The sequence below is a fragment of the Pontibacter korlensis genome (assembly GCF_000973725.1).
GTDB lineage: Bacteria > Bacteroidota > Bacteroidia > Cytophagales > Hymenobacteraceae > Pontibacter > Pontibacter korlensis.
Window position 1 is genome coordinate 4,651,148 of record NZ_CP009621.1, and the last position, 20,474, is coordinate 4,671,621.

The 20,474-nt window shown below is 47.2% G+C and carries 7 protein-coding genes; 1 reads left to right on the forward strand and 6 read right to left on the reverse strand.

Going from position 1 to position 20,474, the window contains the following annotated elements; genetic code table 11:
• Positions 1–537 precede the first annotated feature (537 nt).
• The 6 genes from PKOR_RS20025 to PKOR_RS20050 form a co-directional block, all read right to left on the reverse strand.
• Entirely contained in the window at positions 538–3,657 is a 3,120-nt protein-coding gene (locus PKOR_RS20025) for an efflux RND transporter permease subunit (RefSeq protein ID WP_046313037.1), read from the reverse strand.
• Between the two features lie 3 nt (positions 3,658–3,660).
• Complete coding sequence (locus tag PKOR_RS20030; RefSeq protein ID WP_046313038.1) at positions 3,661–4,866, reverse strand: efflux RND transporter periplasmic adaptor subunit; 1,206 nt, start codon at positions 4,864–4,866, stop codon at positions 3,661–3,663.
• Positions 4,867–4,897: 31 nt separating this feature from the next.
• Positions 4,898–6,208, reverse strand: a complete 1,311-nt coding sequence (locus PKOR_RS20035) for an efflux transporter outer membrane subunit (RefSeq protein WP_200897395.1) — start codon at positions 6,206–6,208, stop codon at positions 4,898–4,900.
• Positions 6,209–6,648: 440 nt separating this feature from the next.
• The gene (locus PKOR_RS20040) at positions 6,649–9,420 is read right to left on the reverse strand and encodes a TonB-dependent receptor (RefSeq protein ID WP_046313040.1); all 2,772 of its coding nucleotides are present in this window, start codon (positions 9,418–9,420) and stop codon (positions 6,649–6,651) included.
• A gap of 393 nt (positions 9,421–9,813) precedes the next feature.
• Positions 9,814–11,547 carry a gamma-glutamyltransferase gene (ggt, locus tag PKOR_RS20045; RefSeq protein ID WP_200897396.1) on the reverse strand — a complete coding sequence of 578 codons (1,734 nt, stop codon included), beginning with the start codon at positions 11,545–11,547 and terminating at the stop codon, positions 9,814–9,816.
• Between the two features lie 373 nt (positions 11,548–11,920).
• On the reverse strand, positions 11,921–15,052 hold the full coding sequence (locus tag PKOR_RS20050; protein WP_046313042.1) for a PAS domain S-box protein: 3,132 nt from the start codon (positions 15,050–15,052) through the stop codon (positions 11,921–11,923).
• Between the two features lie 672 nt (positions 15,053–15,724).
• On the opposite strand from PKOR_RS20050, the gene PKOR_RS20055 reads away from it, so the two are divergent.
• Positions 15,725–20,218, forward strand: a complete 4,494-nt coding sequence (locus PKOR_RS20055; protein WP_046313045.1) for a DUF7619 domain-containing protein — start codon at positions 15,725–15,727, stop codon at positions 20,216–20,218.
• The last annotated feature ends 256 nt before the right edge of the window (positions 20,219–20,474 follow it).

Here is a 20,474-nt window from a genome sequence, read left to right on the forward strand (position 1 = left end):
TACTTCAAGATCCGGATACTGGGAGTACAGATGGATAAGAGCTATCATAGCAGTACCAATGACAGGAGGTGCGAGATGCTACTCAAGGTATGCTGTTGATTACCTCACTTATATAGAAGATAATTAACTTAGAACAGTGTAGAAGCATGAGTCGAGCCTCAAATGAGAGGTAATAGGAATGGTACTGATACCCTTCTGCCATTTCCGGATCCGGCGGCAAAGCAATAAGACACGTGACGATGACTTTGCTAAGTAAAGATACCTCCCGTAACTACTTTTACATAAAAGATGAGGTGTTCAAGAACCGCTAGTCTAGCTGAAGGAAAGCATCAAAGCCTCCAAATCCCTGTTGAAGGATCGATGACTCGATTCTTTGGTCTACTAAAGCAAGTAAGCCTACTATTCTCTATATTACAATTGCTAGCTAGGGTTTACTTAATAAATTCAAAACAGCTTTAATTTCGCTACTCCCTTTTCTGACGAGTGGATTGTGCTTATATCCAGAAGAAAAGACTTTCATTAGAGGTAAATAAGTCATTAACTACTAATAGAAACCTGTCTACTTTTGATCAGCATTACAAGGTCATCCAGAATCATATAAAGGCAGGGCACAATCACCAGAATAATGGAGGTAGCAAAGATTATCCCGAAGCCCAGCGAAATAGCCATAGGTATTAGCTGATAAGCCTGTCTGGAGGTTTCAAGAATAATAGGAGTCAAACCGCCGAAGGTGGTGAGGGTGGTTAATACGATCGGCCTGAACCTTCTGATGCCGGCTTCGTGGATAGCTTCGTATGCAGAGTGGCTACCCCGATGTCTGTTGGCGTAGTCGATCATAATCAGTGAATCGTTCACCACTACCCCTGAAAGAGCGATGATACCCATCAGACTCACCAGTGAAAGGTCGTAGCCCAGAAGTATATGTCCGATCACCGCCCCTACCACGCCAAAGGGTATAGCCAGCATCACAATAATGGGCTGCACATAGCTGTTGAGCGCCACCGCCAGCAAAGAAAAGATGAGGAGCATGGCGATGATAAAGCCAGACCACAGCGCCTGCGTGGACTCCCGCATGTCTGCCTGGCTTCCTTCGTAGGTCCAGGTAATAGCAGGAAAGTCGGCTCGTAATTGTGGGAGTACTTCCTCGTTCAATGATTTAAGGACGCGGGTTTGGGCACCAGCTGGTTCTACGTCCATACCCACGTTTACTACTCTGCGTCCGTCTCGCCTGTTGATGTTGGTGAACGTTTCTCCTTCCGTTACTTTCACTACATTAAGCAAGGGTACAGCCGTGCCATCAGGTGCCCGGACGATAAATTCTTCCAGGTTATATATGTCCTTTCGTTCTTCCTTCGGCAGCTTCACACGAATTTCCGTTTCATTGATGCCGCGAAGCTGACGCATGGCCAATGCACCAAAAAAAGCATCACGCACCTGCTGCCCTACTGCTGAGGGGGTAAACCCGAGGCTTCTGCCTTCCGGCAACAGCTCAAAGCCCAGCTGTACTTTGCCCATGTTAAAATTATCGCTTATATCGCGGGTTTCCGCAAATGATTCTACTCGCTCCACAAAGGCATCGCTGGCCCTCTCCAGCATTTTAATATCGGTGTGGCTCAAGTCTATACTTATGTCCTGGCGCGCACCTCCCGGCCCTCTCTCTGCTTCAAAGGTAATCTGATCTACGCCTTCTATGTCACCGATCTCTTCACGCCACAGGGCGATTACCTCTTTGGCCGTCATGTCTGTCTCGTCAGGCGGTTTCATCACAATTTCCACATCAATAAAGTCTTTCCCCCGAACGTTCGTTTTAATACCTTCCGCTACTTCGTACAGGTTATGCTCTTCAAACATGCGGCGGGTAGAGTTGGTGACTTCAATGGCAACTTTAGCGGCTTGCTCAGTGGTAGTGCCTACTGGTAGCCTGACGGCGCACTCAATTTCATCCGCAGCCAACTCGGGCATCAGCACCATCCCCATGTGGTCGCTGTAGCCGTAGCCGCCGACTAAAAGCAACAGGGCAACTGCAGACGCTAAGGTAATATACCTGTTGCGCAGGCAAAGGTCGAGAAAAGGCTCATAACGCTTGTTAGCAAACCGACTAAAGGCTTTAGCTATAGCATTTTGCCAGCTCTCCAGTTTCCGTAAGGCTTTGGACTTATTTTGCTTTGGCTTATGTGCCACATGAGAAGGAAGTATGAACAGCGCCTCGAAAAGCGAAACGGCCAGCACCGCAATCACCACTACGGGTAGAGGCCACCAATACTTGCCAGTCTCTCCGGGCATAAACAGGAGCGGTACAAAAGCAATCATGGTGGTCATAATACTAAAGATAACGGGCTTTGACACATCCTTTGCACCGAGTATGGCTGCATCCATATAGTTATACCCCTTCTGCCGGTACGCATATACGTTCTCCCCCACCACGATGGCATCATCCACCACAATACCCATCACGATCAAAAAGCCGAACATCGAGATCATATTAATGCTGATGTCCACGACCGGTAACAGCACCATTGCCCCGATAAAGGATATAATCATGCCCATCATTACCCAGAACGCCAGCCGGTATTCTAGGAACAGTCCCAGGATCACCATGACGATCACGATGGCCATCAGACCGTTCTCTGTTAAAAGCGAAAGGCGCTCCCGAAAGTCTTCTGCCCTGTTCGTGTCTATCCGAACGTTTACGCCCGGTGGCAGGGACTTCTCGTAGTCAGCCAATATCTCCTTTACAAGCTCTTCAATTTCCAGGGGAGACTGTTTGCCTGTCCTGAAAATTTCCAGATCTACTGTGTTTTGCTGGTTAAACTGACCGTGAAAGCCTATTTCCTCAAACCCATCTGTAATTTGAGCTATATCACCCAGTTTTACCGTTGCACCCGATTCCGAAGAAACGACATCAATATTGGCGAGTTCCGCGGCCCATAGTTTGCGCTCCTGCATCCGAAGCAACACCTCGCCGGCCTGCGTCTCAATGGAGCCTGCCGGCACATCCTCGCTGGAGTTGCGGATAATTTCTGCTACCTGGCCCAACGTGAAGTTATATTCCCGCAGCGTATGCTCCGGTATCTCAACGTGCGTCACGAAGTCGGGTACGTTTCCTATCTCAACCTGCGTGATTTCGTCGTTACTCAAGAGCCTGTTACGTAGATTTTCGGCAAGTATGCGAAGTGTCCATACATCCACATCACCATACAATCCTATCTGCATCACATCCTGCCGCTGGTCCAGCAATGTTACCTGTGGCTGCTCTATGTCATCAGGGAAAGTCTGAATGCGGCTTACAGCCTGATCAATGTCCTGAAAAACCTTCATCCTGTCCGATCCAGGCACCAGCTCCACCGTCACTGTACCGGAGCCTTCATTTGCTACAGAAGTAACCTCTTTTATACCCTGCACCCCTTTGATGGCTTCCTCTACGGGCAACACGATCCCCTGCTCTGTTTCTGTTGGGGCAGCCCCCGGGTACACCACGCTGATTTCAACGTAATCCAGCTGAAACTGCGGGAAAACCTCTTTCTGCACATGGTACATCGTCCAGATTCCGCCACCCACTAGTATAAACATTAGCAGATTGGTGATAATGCGGTTGCGGGCCATAAAGGCGATGGCACCTTTCTGTGTATTTTCAGCCAGTTTTTCTTGCTCGTTCATACTTTACTCCTGATTCCTTTCTGTTGAAGCAGTATCCTGCGCAGCCCCACCACTTTCAGTACGTAATTTAGAACCTTCCACCACGGTTGATAAATCAGTTGTTACAACCATCTCTCCATCGGAAAGTCCTTTACTGATATAGGCGTATTCGGCATCATCAAAAAGCACATCTACTTTCCGGATGTCCAGCTTTCCGTCTTTCATCACCCATACTGTGTTTCCCTGCCTTAGGTAATCGCGGCTTAGCCGGATGACATTAGGAATCTCTTTAGCCTGAATACGCACTTCCACAAAAGTGCCTATGATCAAGGGCGGGATTGAGTCTGCACCTGCATTTCGTGCCAGCGGATCAGTTACAGAAACGAGCACCCTTGCCAGACGTGTTTGCGTATCCAGCGCACCTACCAGGCGGAAAAGCTTACCTTTTCTATACTGCCCCGCTGACCAGCTGGTGGTGTTAAAGATTTTTGCCTCCGCCCCGGCATTGGCTACATTCTCAGAAAAGGTGAGCCAGTTGACTTTGGAAACGGGAACATTGGCAGCCACCCAATACTCTTCCATACCTACCAGGCGCCCCAGCTCTGCACCAGGGGCAAGCTGAGAGCCTACGTTGGCGTTACGGCTGATGATATGGGCATTGAACGGAGCCCGGACAGTAGTCCGCTGCAGGTTAAGTTGGGCCTGATCTACGGCAGCTTCCGCCGCAGCTACCCTTGCCTTGGCTGCATCCAGCTGCGGTTTACGAAGCACCAACTCCTGGTTATCTGCAGGAAGTTCTTCGCCTATTAATTCATAGTCGTTTCGGGCCACCTCCTGCCTGCCCATCTCCACGCTTAAATCAGTTTTCGCTAATTGTAGATCACTCTTTCTAAGCTGTAACGTATTGCGGTAATCAGCAGGATTTATTTGCAGCAGCACTTCCCCCTTTTTTACAAAAGAGCCTGGCGTGAAACTTTCAGAAATGCTAACCACCTCCCCACCTACCTGGGTACTCAGGATAATGTCCTTGGCCGCCTGCACGGTTCCTGTCGCCACTACGGTGGGGGTATAATTACCCCTGTTTACCTCCACTACATCCACCAGCATGGCTGTGGTTATACTTGCTCCTTCCCGCTCCGCCTCCGGTGCCGTCATGAACACGACAAAGGTGATGGCAGCACTTACCAGAAGTATGGCGGCACTAATTATAAATGTCTTCCTTTTGCTCATCTACATGCGCTATATGCTGTTAGCCTATGTGCTACAAATCCTCCATCTCTTTCTCCAGTTGATTGTCTCTTTCTGTTTCAAAACCACCAGCCAAGGCCCTGTATAAGTCAACTCTTATTTCCAGCAGGCCCAGCCTTGCATTCACTAAATCCCTTCGTAGCTGTTGCAGCTGATTCAGGATAACCAACACGTCAAGGTAGGGGGTAAAACCGTTAAGGTACTCTATCCGGAGTTGCCCAAAAGTTTTTTCGGCCAGCTCCACCTGTTTTGCTATTACTTCAATTTGCTGGACTTGTTTTGTTTCCTGCATCAGAGCATTTTCTATTTCCTGGAAAGCAATCAGCACTGTCTGCCCGTATTCATTTAGTTGCTGCTGTCGGATGGCCTCCGTCTGATCCACCTGTGCTCTTAGCCTACCGCCGTAAAAAAGAGGTGCCAGCAAGCTGCTTCCAAGCGAAATGGCCTGTGATTCAAATAAACCGACTAAATCATTTGAGCGGAGGGCAGCATTAAGCGAGAAGGTCAGGCGTGGATACTTATTGCTAATGGCTGCGGCCACTTCCCTGTCAGCTGCCTGGAGCAGGTAAAATGAGCTTTGCACATCGGGCCTTCGATTGACTAGCTGCAGCGGAATACCAGTTTGTGGCAATGGCGGTAAGTCGGGTAATTGCGCTGCGGCCTCTGCTAACTCGCTGGGTGGCTGACCCAGAAGTATGGAAAGCTGATTTTCCAGTAACTCTCGTTGCACTTCAAGTGCTATCCGTTGCTGCCTTGTGCTTTCGACAAGCTGCTGCTGCCGCAGCACGTCAACACCCCGCACCTGCCCGCTGGCGAATCTGTTCCGAATGAGCGCCAGCACCTGTTGGTTCGTTTCAAGCTGCTCGTCTACCAGTTGCAGTTGAATGCTGTTGGCCTTTAGCCTGAACCAAGCTAGGGCCACTTCGCTTGTAAGGGTAACTGCCGCCGTTTTGTAGTCATAGTAACTGGCCCTGAACCGATATTCTTCAGCGTGGATGCTATACCTGATCCGGCCCCAAAGATCTGCTTCGTAACTAGTCCCCAATCCTAACTGTGTGTTTTCTCCCCCGGCAAAATCAGGCTCCGGACGACTGATGCCTGACTGGAGTTGCAAAAATATTTCGGGGACTCTTGCTGATGAGGCAATCTTAACCAATGCCCGCGCTTCATCAAACTCATACCAGGCTATCTTTAAGGGTAAATTGGCTTGTAAGGCAGAGTCGACAAGTATGTTTAGAGTTGAGTCATCGAAAGCTTGCCACCATCTGTCAGGAGCTTCTGTTTCGCCGGGAAGGGAGAACTCCTGTATAGGTTCATAGGGCAATTGAACATCAGCAACTTTCAGTGAACATCCTGTTAAACAAAAGAAAGTATAGATGCACATTAATGGCAAAATCGGTAAGGGTAGTACCGGAGCTAGGGAACCATATTTACACCTGCCGTTTTTCAATCTGCTTATATTTGACACATACAATAATAAATAGACTTATATACAGGAATTTAATTTTACCTTGTACAAATCATTTAACCATCACCTGCCGCTTAAGGTTATGTTTGACTGTTACTTAAACCACGCAGTAGGCGTCTGAAGCTTTCAAAAAATAGTGTGGGAATTTGGCTTTAATGTTTGATTAATTACAAATCGCTAAATCTATACTTGTGAGCCGAAATATCGAGGGTAAGGAACAGCTCAAAGTGCTACAAACAAAAAGCCCTACAGGTTTACCTGCAGGGCTTTTTGTTTGTACTGTTAGGCTTTTATGCTTATAAGTTGAAGGTTAAACGGGTAAAGATAAATCTGCCATTATAACCAAACTGTTGTGCACTACGAGAGTAAATAAAACGGCCTGTGCCGGAGCTAGCTGCAGCTACTTCGTCTGGATAAACATCCAGCAAATTGTTCGCACCTACTGTTAACTTAAGGTTATTGTTAAAAGTATATCCAGCACTTAAATCTGTTACTACCTTACCGCCATACCAAACCTGGTTTTCTGTTACATTCGTCGCTTCCTGCACTTTTCCGAAATACACATTACGCAGAAAGAAGTCCCACTTGCTAAGCGAGTAATTTAATGAAAGATTCGCCTTGGTCTGTGGTACAGCAGACTGTAAGTAGATGCGGCTTGCCTCATCAAAATAGGTGCTTTCCCTGCCTGTTAACTGCTCAGATGCATGTATATTTCCTACCAGGCTAGTCTTGGCATAGGTACCTGCCAGGTTACCAGTGAACCGGCCGCCGCCCAAAATTTTGGTATACGTTAAGACAGCATCCACTCCCTTTGTCTCAGTATCAATAGCATTGGCAAAAAAGCGTGCTGAGCCAGCATTGGCCACATCCAGCAACCTGTTTACTTCTGCTTCCTGCGGAGTTGGGTTTGTTGTTACCTTACCAAACTGCCCGGTATAAACAACACGGTCGTTGATGCGGATGAAATAACCATCCAACGTAAGTTTAAAGTCTCCCAATACACTAGTGAAGCCAGCGCTGTAGTTATATGATGTTTCCTGCTTTAGTTTAGGAATGCCCAGCAGCTTAGCCACACGACTGTTGTTTGTAAACGTTCCTGATTCTACAAATACACCATCTGTAAAAAGCGTGGAAGTGGCACTATAATATTGCTGATGCAGTGATGGGGCACGGAAACCTGTGCTTACGGCACCTCTCAATATCAATGCATCGGAGAAAATATGGCGCCCTGCTACTTTTCCATTTACAGTAGAACCAAAATCTGAGTAGTTTTCAAAACGTGCTGCCACATCAATCAATGACCTGCTGGTAAAATTAAGCTCTACATCACCATAAACAGATACCGCCGTACGCGATGCGTCTATTGCATTATCAGGACTGAAACCCGGGAATGATTGAGAACCACCGGCAAAAGGAGAGCCGTTAGCTGCAAACCTTGTGTTTACGGTTCCGCGTGGGTCCGGAATAAGTATAGGGTTACCTGAAGCATCAGTACCCACTCGTGTAGCTTTACCATAGTTCACATATGAGGCCTCTTCTCCGGGTAAGATTTGATAGTTCTCGTAACGGTGCTCTACGCCATAAGCCACGTTTACACCAGCCATAGCATCTTTAAAGAAGCGGCTGAAGTCCAGGTTAGTTGTGTTTTGGGTAAAAGAATAACCACCGGCTTCAAAGGTTGTGGGCGAAGCAGTAAGCATCGATGCATTCAGGGTGTTCTCCACAGTAAAGTCGATGGCATTTTGCCCGTATGTATTGCTGAAGTCTACTTCCCAACTTCCCAACTGCCCCCGGATACCTGCTGACAAAGACCTGTCATAGTTATCTGTTACAATAAGAGGCATGAAGCCTAGTGGATAAATAGTAGCACTTGTCTGCGTAAGTTGAGAAGGTGTTCTATAGAAAGCGGCACCTTCGCCATGGCGATAATTCAAACCACCAAAAGCGTATACTTCTGCTTTTTCAGAGATCGGGTAGGCCGAGTTAAAAAACAGGCTTCCTCCCCTGTTTGCCGACTGCCCGACACGACCGCTAAAGAAATCACGGGTCAGACCCCTTCTGCTAAGCTCTGCTTCTGTAATATCAACTCCTGTTGGCTCCTGACCTGGAGTAGGATTGTTATAATCACTAAAGATTGTACCGGTATAGTCACCGCCACGATCAGTATAATTGCGGTAGTCATAAGAGCCTGCCAGGTTCAGGTAAGACCCTTCAACTCCCAATGGTACACCATAATTGGCATTTACCTGAACGTTCTCACCATCTATACTGCCCTCTGAGCCGTCGGACACATACCCTCCGGTGGTAACGTTGGCATTCAGCTTGTTTACATTATCATTCAATATGATATTGATAACACCTGCGATGGCGTCTGAGCCATATTGAGCAGATGCTCCATCCCGGAGTATCTCAATGCGTTTAATAGCTGCTGTCGGAATGGCATTCAAGTCTGTACCTACTGAGCCCTTTCCAAAGCTACCATTTATGTTAACCAGTGATGTAGTATGGCGTCTTTTACCGTTGATGAGCACCAGTACCTGGTCTGGTCCCAAACCTCTTAGAGACGCAGGATCAATGTGGTCTGTTCCATCGGTCAAAGTTTGCGTATTTGAAGTAAAAGAAGGAGCCACATAGTTGAGTATCTGGTTAAGCGTAACCTGTGGTGCATCCTGCACTACCTCTCTTATATTGATAACATCAACTGGTGCAGGAGTAGTAAGCTGTGAGCGGGGGGCACCTCGTGATCCTACTACAACAACTTCGTTCAGGCTCTGAGCCGTTGAAAGTACAAAGTCAACCGTAACGGTTTGCCCTGCAGCTACTGTTACCTCTTTTTGCGCTGACTCATACCCTATATAACTGGAAACTAAAGTATAAGTACCCGGTGCCACGTTCAATTGATACTGGCCATTTGCATCTGCACTCGTACCTGTTGACTGATCTAAGGTTCTGACCGTGGCCCCTGCCAGTGGCTGAAACTGATCACGAACTGTACCCTGTATTGTTTGCCCATTAACCTGAACAGTTAATGTTAAAATGAGTCCTAGTAGTAAATAAATCTTTAACATAATAAGAAACTTGAAAAACTATATAAGCCTGCTGTTTACTATGGATATATCCCTGCAGGCATCAGCAAAAAATCAAGCTGCGAAATTACAGCAATTTTCATAGTATATACATTAGTTGTATATACAAATCATATTCAAACTGGGTAATAGCCCCTGTTAGTTCCTGAAGCTATCAGCTACGTGTGCCCTAATGGCATTATACTTTATTATTACAGATAAGGTCTGAAATAATGAAACCATCTTTTTAAAGAGATAGCAGGCAGTAAGATAAATGCTGCACCCTGATAATTCGGGAACAGCATTTAAATATTTTAAAGTGAATAAGGTGGGTTTAACTAACTGACCTTATACTACGATACCTCTACGTATTCATAGCCGTCCCTCTATTACTTATTAAAAGCCTGCAGCAGCATCATCACCGCGAGGATCTGCACCGGCCTCTAATTTTCCATTCGGTAGTATGAGAATTGCATTTACTCTTCCATAAGGGTTACGTTGTTCCAGCTTATACCCTTTACTCTCAAGTATGGCACGAACATCAGCAGGTATGGCATTAGGCTCATGCTGAATTTCGTCCGGCAGCCATTGGTGGTGGAAACGTGGTGCTGCCACAGCTTGCTGCATCGTCATGTCATGCTCCAGCACATTAACAATGGTTTGGAAGACAGAGGTAATAATGGTGGATCCGCCTGGAGTACCTACTACCATGTACAGTTTTCCTTCCTTTTCAAGTATGGTCGGTGTCATAGAGCTTAGCATGCGTTTACCCGGTGCTATGGCATTGGCTTTGCCTCCAACTAAACCAAACATGTTCGGCACCCCCGGTTTCGCACTAAAGTCGTCCATTTCATTGTTTAGCAGGAAGCCTGCTCCCTCTACTACCACTTTAGAACCGTAGGCACCATTAAGTGTTGTGGTTGTAGAAACAGCATTACCGGCAGGGTCCACAATGCTAAAATGTGTTGTCTGGTCTGACTCGTAAAAAGGCAGCTCACCTGCTTTAACCTGTGAGGAAGGTGTTGCTTTATCCATACGCATGGTACTCATGCGGCTTTTCAGGTATTCTTTATCCAGCAAACCATTTACAGGCACGTCTACAAAGCCAGGGTCGCCAAGATAGGTGGCACGGTCGGCATACACACGGCGCTCTGCCTCTGTTATTACCTGTACTTCTTCAGCACTTTGCCACCCATACTCCCGCAGGTTGTAAGGCTGAACCATTTCCAGTAGCTGTAGCAAGGCTATACCTCCACTAGATGGCGGCGGCATTGAAATTACTTTATAACCTTTATAGCTTCCTTCTAAGGGTTTTCTCCAGACAGAGGTGTAATCCGCCAGATCCTGCTCGGAGATAATACCACCACCGCGCTTCATTTCTTTTATTAGCAGCTCTGCTGTTTCTCCGGCATAAAAACCTTCCCGCCCTCTGTCACGCACACGTTCTAACGTGCGGGCAAGGTTTTCATGACGAAGCGTATCTCCAGCTTGCCATGTTTGCTCACTGACCAGGTAAGGCGTGTGCTTGTTGTTTTTGATGAAAGCTTCTCTGGACCTATTCAGGCCTTCAGCTTCTTTCTGTGTTAGTACAACGCCATTGCGAGCCAGGTCAATTGCCGGCTGCACCAGGTCCGCCCAAGGTAGCCTACCTAGCTTTTGGTGTAGTTTGACCATACCGTCTACCGTTCCTGGTACACCTACTGCTAGATGACTATCGGTGCTCAAGCCATTAACTACATTTCCGGCACTGTCCTGGTACATTGTTTCGGATGCTGCTACAGGTGCAGTTTCACGGTAATCTAAAGTACCAGTCTCGCCAGTAGCACTGCGAAACACAGTAAAACCACCACCGCCAATATTACCTGCCACCGGGAATACAACGGCCAAGGCAAACTGTGTTGCCACCGTCGCATCGTATGCATTCCCGCCCTTCCTCATGATTTCCATACCCACCCGGGAAGCTTCAGGGTGTGCAGATACAACCATCGCTTTTTCTGCAGTATAGCCAGGCGAATTGTTGTTAACCGCAGTTTCAGTTTTAGTTGCACAACCACTGAAAAAGGCAGGTAGAAGTGCGATAAACAGCAGCCATAGTTTCACCCTTGCTACTGTAGGTACTTGTAGGTTCATTTGTAAAGTTCTTGATGTATTAGGAATTCATTTTTGGCTTAAAACAAGCAAAGCATAAGTGCGTTAGCTAAAGGAGAATGAGGCATTACATGTAATTCAGCCTCTTTAAAAATCCAGTAGCACCTCTGCCTGCTTGGAACGCTTTATTGAGGAGGATAAACAGAAACATTTCTTAAATGTTTTGTCATATGTTATAAAAAGCAAATCATTGATTAGCCCATAGTGACAACATCCCCGTGGTTAAAATTCAATGATTCACTCCTTCAAATTACCTGAGATTGTATTCCTCTCTTTACCAAACACTTTTTTAGGCAACTGCTCACATTTCCAAACCAAAGCTCTGGTTTTCAATTATTACCTCGACCACTATGCACTACCTTCTATGAACAAGCCGGTTTATAGCCATAAACAACTTATCCTCCTCGAAGGGTTTTGACACATATCCATCCATACCAACTTGCAAGTACTTTTCAGCATCACCTTGTATGGCGTTTGCCGTTAGGGCTATGATGGGCACCTCTGCCTTGTTGGGATCAGGTAGTTGGCGGATAATTCGTGTAGCCTCTACCCCATCCATAATTGGCATCTGCACATCCATCAGCACGACATCATACTCATTTTTTGTTGCCAAGGCCACTGCCTCTTCCCCGTTAAATGCCACATCTACTGTAGCACCCCATCCAGAAAGTATCATTTCAGCTAAGAGTACGTTAATCTCGTTGTCCTCTGTTAGCAATACACGTAAATGGCTTAGCTTGCTATAATCTAGCTCCTGCTGCTCTTCGCTTTCAGGCACTCCTACACTTTTAGCGTAGCTAAGTATAAAGTGAAAAGTGCTGCCTGTGTTTTCCTCACTCTCTATCCAAATGCGCCCGCCCTGCATTTCTACCAGACTTTTGCAAATGTTCAATCCAAGGCCTGTGCCGCCGTATTTGCGGGTTGTACTGGAGCTTGCTTGGGTAAATCCTTCAAATATCGTCTCCCACTTGTTCGCCGGTATACCTATACCCGTGTCGCTAATCATAAATTCGATCGTCATCGCCTGATCTGTTTCCTCCAGCACCCGGGTGGAAAGACTTACTGCTCCACGATCCGTAAATTTTATTGCATTATTTAGTAGGTTTAGGAGCACCTGCTGCAAACGGTACGGGTCCCCAACCAGAACACTTCCAGTAGCAGGCAACGGATTGAGCACATAGTTTAATCCTTTTTCTTCGGCTTTATACTTCTGCGCATCAAAGGCTACGGCAACGACCTCGGAAACGGAAAATGGAATTTGCTCCAGGTGCATTTTCCCTGCCTCTATCTTCTCAATGTCGAGTATGTCGTTAATCACCACCAGCAGGTTATCTGACGAACTCTTAATAATTTTCAGGTAGTTCTGCTGTTGATCGTTAAGAGGGGTTTTGCTGAGCAAGCCTGCCATTCCCAATATACCGTGAAGCGGCGTACGAATCTCATGGCTCATGTTGGCCAGGAAAGTTTCTTTTACCCGAGCCGATTCCTCTGCCGCCTCTTTGGCCTGCTTCAGTTCTTCCTCCATCAGCAGACGCTCTGTCAGGTCGTACCCAATAGCGATGACATAAGGTTCTATGGCCCGCTCCTCTACTTTATAGCTATAGAAGTGCAGGTAGCGCAGCTGCTTTTCTTTACCCTCCACTTTTAACACATTATCAAACGATACATCGTCCTGGAGGTGGTGTAGCATAACCTCCACCTGCGCATCCTGCCCACCTGCTAAAAATGTACTAAAAGGCTTACCTACCACTTCTTCTTCAGTGTAAAGGAGGTCCTTCATGAAATAAGGATTAACAGAAAGAATACGACCTTGCATATCATGGCTAATGATGTAAGCCTGGCTATACTTTACCAGGTCTTTATACTTTTTCTGGCTATTGAGCAGCGCCTCATTTGCTTTCCTTCTACCTGTGATGTCACGGGTAGAAGACTGCAGCTGTACTACCTCCCCGTGCTTGTTTAAAATAGGACGTATATTTGTCTCTACCCATACGTAAGAACCGTCCTTTTTACGCTTCCTGTACGGCGCAACAAAATTCTCTCTGGCACCCAATGCCTTTTGCTTTCTTTTCCGATGAATACTTTTTACATCATCAGGATGCGTGATGTCATAAGGTGACGTGCCAATCAGCTCTTCAGGAGTATACCCCAGAAGCTCCGTCACTGCTTTAGAAACATATAAGTAAGTGCCCTCCGTATCATGCAGGCAGATTATATCCTTAGAGTTCTCAGAAAGCAGCCGGTGCAGTTCCTCGCTCTTTATCAACTCTTCCTTTGCCAGCTTCTCGGCGGTGATATCGGTTGAGATACCCAGAATATGCACCTCACCCGCTCCCAAGAAAAATGGCTTTTTCACAGTTCGCAACCACAGAAATTCTCCATTTGGCTTGGTGAACTTCTCTTCAAAACTCTGGGTCTCCATGCTATGGAGTACCAGCTTATCCTTATTTAGGAAGTTAGCCACCTCATCGCTCGGCTCATGGATTTCCTGGTCAGTGCGACCCATGATAGCCTCTGGGGTATGACCAAAGTGCTGGGCAAAACAGGTATTGGCGAAGGTGTAAACACCCTGTGAGTCCTTCACAAAAATGAGGTTTGAGCTGGTATTCATTACCTGCCCCAGCAATTCATTCTTTTCCTTTAACGACTTCTCGGCCAGCTTCTGATCTGTAATATCACGCACGATAAAGAGCACCATGTCCTCCTCGTATCTAACTACGCGACCTTCCCGGTGCTTTACACCCGAGGGAGTGTCCACTGAATACTCAAAGTATGCAAGGCCACCTTCGTTCAGCACCATAGCCATTTTACCGATAAGCTCTTCTGCCAGAGCTGGGGGCAAGACATCTGCCATAGCCCTTCCAATGAATTGCTCCTGAGGCATCAGGGTCGCCATATTACTGGGATTGCTAACTTCAAGATAAACGCCCTCCCTGCTGACAATAAACAGGAGATCCGGTATGGCCCGCATGATGGCGGAGTTCCGCCCTTCACTCATAGATACTTTCTGCTGTGCTGTCCTTAGCTCTGTAACATCTACAGCATGCGAAACTATGTGCTCTACATGGCCCTCTGCATTAAACAAAGGCTTGAACATACGCAATAAAAGACGTGTCTTCCCATTACTGTCTGTTACAGCATCTTCTGTTTCTACGAAAAGCTTTTTATCAAGCACCAGCTCCAGGCTCTGCTGCCACTTATTGCTGACTTCATCTGATAGCGCCTGCAGGATTTCATCCGCTTTTGCAGCTCCCGTCAGTTCCCATCTCTGCAACTGCTCCTTTCTTATATCGCTAGAATTGGCGTATGTTATCCGGAAATTTTTGTCGAAAACAATCAAGTCAGAAGGCAAACTATTCAAGATGGCTTCGTAGTATTCCTTCTGCCTTACTTCCTGCTCCTGCAAGAGCTGCTCTGCCTTTACTCTTCTCCCTCTCTCTGCCTCCAGCTGCTCCCGCAGTGATTCTAATTCCTGTTCTAAAGTCATGGTGTTAATGAAAGCTGTGCAAATTTAAGCTATCACAGACGATTTACCAGCACAATTACTTTCTAAAGTTATATTTACAAATAACCATAAAGCATCTAAGAAGCGCCACATAACACACAAGCATGTTTGATTTTACAGTAAACAATACCATAAATAACAAGTCAATCTAAGCAAAACAATATTATATTAATCCAATAATCTTATTTTCCAATTGAATTTTCTACCATATACTCACTATCCAAAGCAGGTAAAACCCTCCGTTGGCAGCGTGCCCCTCTATACTATGCCACTGCCGGCAAAGAAATGTTGCTGCAGATAAAGGCAAATGAAAGGGGGTTGTTGCCATCGCTTCCTATGACGTCTCTTCCTATTTGAATAAGAGCCAGTACTGAATGTAAGACACTATGTTTCTAAAGCTACTTGCAGGAGCACTGCTAGCAGGGCAACCCTTAAATACTGGATAATAAAATAAGACCTTAGGATAGTCTTATGTTCATACCTTATGCCTTGGAAACGCGGAATTGCTTTGAGAGTATTTTGAGGAACATTATCCTCCTTTACATCTAGGTATAATCACTACTTAACAGCTATATATTTAACTCAAAATGTATACCTTTAGGCCCTGTTACTGAACATCCTATACTTTTTTTTACCACCGTTCACTTTTAGCCTATGAGAACAGCTTTACTCTTATTTTTCTTTACTTTTCTTTTTACCATAAACACTCAAGCTCAGGCAGACCTGGAGCAAGAATACACCAGAACGAAGCTGAAGGGTCTTACATTACAGGACCCTATGGATTTTGACATTGCTCCAGATGGAAAAATTTATGTAGTAGACTTTTTCAATGTAAAAGTATTTAACTCAGAAGGTGAATTACTGAAAGAGCTTTTTCTAGACGATAACTTCGCTGGCTTCGGCATAGCTACCGATAACCAAGGCCATTTCTTTTTATCCAAAGGTGGAAACAAAGTATGCAAGTATACTACAGATGGCGAACTTGTGATGTGCTTTGGCAGCAGCGGAAAAGAACCAGGTCAGTTTAACAGCCCCCGCGGGATTGACCTTGATGCAATGGGCAATATTTACGTAGCAGACGCGGACAACTATCGTGTACAAAAGTTCGACAGTCAAGGAAATATACTGCAGGTATACGATAGCCTAGAAACGTCCTCCGATAACTATCTTGAACCATACCAGGTTAAGATTGATGCTAACAATAGCTTGAATATCGTTGGCGTCCACTGGTTTAAGCGCATCAAACAAGATGGCACACCTGAGCTTCTTATAGATGGTGCTTTTATACAAGATGTTGCCTTTGATCCAAAAAACAACATTTATTTGACGGCTGCACCCGCCTGGCAGGATGGACATTACATTACCAAGTACAGCCATAACGGCGACACACTTGGCACATACCTAATAGAAGGATCGGAGGAGGGTATGTTATCAGGCTCGGATACACGATTGTCTACCGACCCTGATAATAATCTTTGGGTCATGGAGTTTACATCTCGCAGCTTGAAAGGCAGAATCCATAAGCTCTCGCCAGACCTCGATATTATACTTACTTTCGGTAACGCAGGCGCTGACAACAAGAGTAAGGTTTCAATTAGTCATCCAATGCGCTTTGATGGTGCAGGAAACCATTACAGCCACGAAAATGGGAAGCTGAGCCTGTTTGATAACAACGGCAACCACATTCGTACATTCGGAGGAACCGGAGAATTAGACTTCTTTCCCTATCTAATCAAGGACTTTGCATTTGACAGCCAAGGAGCTCTATTTGTTATAGCTGATGACGAAAAAGGCATAGTTCATAAATTTACGCCTACCGGGGAGTATGTTACTAGCTTACTAAAGCAACCCCTCCTCTCGGAGGGCAGCAACTTTTTTCCTAGTACTATACTACTCGATCACTCGGATAATATTTATCTTATCCAGAATAATCGTTGCCTTAAATTTAATTCATCTGGAAAGCTTATAAGCGATTTCGTCTTTGCAATTGATGGCTACACAAGCCCTATTTATAATATCTGCATCGACGCATTAGGCTTCTTCTACTTCGTTGAGGACCATCATGTCATGAAATATGACCAGGCTGGTGCAATGGTAATGCAATTTGAAGCCACTACTCCAAGCACAAAACACCCATCAGGACATGCTACCATTGCCGTTGATGGCTTGGGCTTCATTTATGTTGCAGACAGGATAGAGGACAAACTGATAATAAAAAAATATAGCCAATCTGGGAAGCTAATAGCACTGATATCTAATAAGTACAAGTTAGAAGGTAATCCGAGTCTCTTTGACCTTAAAGTAAGCAAAGATGGGAGCACCATCTGGGTCGCTTTAAAAGGTTATAGCCATTTTAATAACATTCTGGTTTACCAGAACAACGATGCACCTCCTGTACCCAACAGGATAACCGGCACCATCTACGCCGACAGCAATTTGAACTGCGCGCAGGATGAAGGAGAAGAAGGTTTGGAGGATATTTTGGTAATGGCCACTCCGGGCCCATACTTTGGACGAACCAACAGCTATGGACAGTTTACCCTGCCTGTACCCCCAGGAGAGTATAGCGTAAAACAGATAGTACCGGAGCAGAGCGGGAAACATATCCGACAAGTCTGTCCGTCAGGCGAAGGCAGTTATACGGTCGAATTATCTGGAACTGCAGGAGCCAGCACCTCAGTTCTCTTCGCCAACCAAGTCACCCTCTCCCCCCACCTCTCCGTCAGCGTCTCCTCTACCCGCCGCCGGCGCTGCTTCGAGAGCACCACAACCGTACATTACGTGAACTCTGGTTTTGCTACTGCACCCGATGCCAAGGTATATGTACAGCTGCCAGCTGAGGTGGAGCTATTATCTGCAGACAAGGCCTATACCCGCCTACCCGACGGCACCTATGAGTTCAAGGTGGGCGACCTGGCGAATGGGCAGCAAGGGACGATCACCATCCAAGACATTGTAACCTGCGGAGACGAAAGCGTGCGAGGTCGCACCGTCTGCACCCGCGCCTGGATAACACCCTCAAACAACGCACCTGCTCAACCAACACCAACTATTACCATCACCGGCCGCTGCGATCCCAATTCGGGCAGGATTCGCTTCGTAATTAAGAACTCCGGCACAGCCGATATGGAGCAACACGAGCTGTTCGGCAAGTTCAGGGATGGCAGGCTGGCCTCCAAGGAGCAGTTTCGACTGGCTGCCGGCGACAGCATAGTGCTGTGGGTGCCCTCCATGGGCTATACCTGGCGACTGGAGGCGCACCAGCCGGAAGGAAACGGCGACAACAAAACAGCCAGTGTGACCATTGAGGCCTGCACCGACGCAAATGCAGGCGCAACCGTGAGCTCTGGCCTTGTGAACCTGATGCCGACAGATGACGAGGAGGCCGAGGTGTCGAAAGAGTGCCTGATGATCACAGACTCCTTTGATCCGAACGATAAGCTGGTGACGCCAGTGGGCAGGACAGACGAAAACTATACTCCTTTTAACACAGCACTTAAGTATAAGATCCGCTTCCAGAACACGGGCACGGACGTGGCTTACCGCGTGGTGGTGGTAGACACGCTCTCCGAGCACCTGGACCTGAGTACGCTGCAGGTCGGGGCCGCTTCGCATGCACATCGCTTTGAGGTGAGCGGCAAGGGCCGGCCGGTACTTACCTGGACTTTTGATAACATCATGTTGCCCGACTCCACCTCCAACGAGCCGGGTAGCCACGGCTATATTCAGTTTAGCATCAAACCAAAGGCAGACCTGCACGAGAAGACCGCCGTGGAGAACTTCGCCGACATCTTCTTTGACTATAACTCTCCAGTTCGCACCAACGTCACCGTAAACCGCATCTACGACATGCCGGCGGTAGTGGACGAGGCGGTGCGCGTAAACCTGGAGGATGTATTGGCCACACCGGCTATCGCGGCCTTTGAGCCTGCTGTCGGTAAGGTAGGCACTGAAGTCATAATCACGGGTAAACGCTTCGCCACCAATGCCGCCGCCAACAACGTATACCTGAACGGCAAAGCCGCCACCGTAGTCAGCGCCACAGCCTCTGAGCTGCGTGTGCTGGTGCCCGCCGGTGCGACGACAGGTGCCTTGCAGGTTGTGACACCAGACGGTGGGGTTACAACAACTGCGACTTTTGAAGTATACCAGCCGCCGGTGCTCAGCTCCTTTAGCCCGGGAGAGGGCATGGTAGGCAATATTGTAAACCTGCACGGGCAGCACCTGCAACCGGAGCTGATTGAAGCTGTAACCCTTGGCGAAATCGACTGCGAAATCGTCCACCACAGCGGCGACATAGTGTCAGTAAAGGTGCCTTCCGGAGCCGTGACGGGCACTTTCGCCATCCGCACCAAAGGAGGTCAGGTGGAGAGCGCCTCCTCCTATACCGTCTGGTACAAGCCAGTCATCAGCAGCCTTAGCAAAGAAAGCGGCATCGTGGGAGACATATTCACCATCACGGGCGAAAACTTTACAGCGGATAAGGACCGGCTCAAGGTGCTTTTTGCGCTAGTGCAAGCCCCGGTACTGGAGGCAAGCCCGCAACGCCTGGTAGTACAGGTGCCGGAGCAGGCTGAATCTAACAGACTTATAGTGGAGACACCAGGTGGCCCAGCATTTGCGCAGTTTGAGGTAATTCCGGGGCCGAGGTTTACGGCCATGCAGCCGGCACAGGGAAGTGTGGGCACGGTGGTGGAAATATGCGGCCAGCACTTCGGTGTAATGGGGCTGCAAGACAAGATCGCTTTCAATGGGCAGGAAGCTTTAGTGCTGGATACCTCTGGTAACAAGTATAAAGTAAGGGTACCACGCGGTGCCACCACCGGTAAGGTACAGATAACTGGCTATGGCGGCAAAGCCTACAGCACCGCTGATTTTGTGGTGGAGGAGCTCACGCCGGCAGAAGCCATACAAGTTTATCCTAATCCGAACTCTGGTCGCTTCACCCTTAGCCTGCTGCACGCCGATTTTGACGTACAATCTGTGGAAATTTTTGATGGAATCGGGAGGTTAATCCATACTACCACCGTTCATAGCCCACAGCCGCAAAAGCTGGAACTGCAGATCAGGTCGGCAAAACCCGGCCTCTACACCTTGCACATTAAGACAGAAAGGGGCATGATCACTAAAAAGATAACAGTGCTATAAGCCTCACATTATTCATTTGGTTAAGGACTGGGGAATCTACAGGCTCATCAAGTATATAATTCAAAAGCACTCCTTGCTTTATGTTTATTACCCTTAGAGGCGTAGTTTGATTTGCAGGTGCACCACGTCCTAGCCATCTCAACTAAAGTAGGAGCTTGACAGAATGATGAGAAAGTAATTAATTTCATAATCAATTTCAAAGCCGCCTCGTCAGCATAGTAGACGTTAGAGAACAGAGAAGGCTCCTCATGATGAG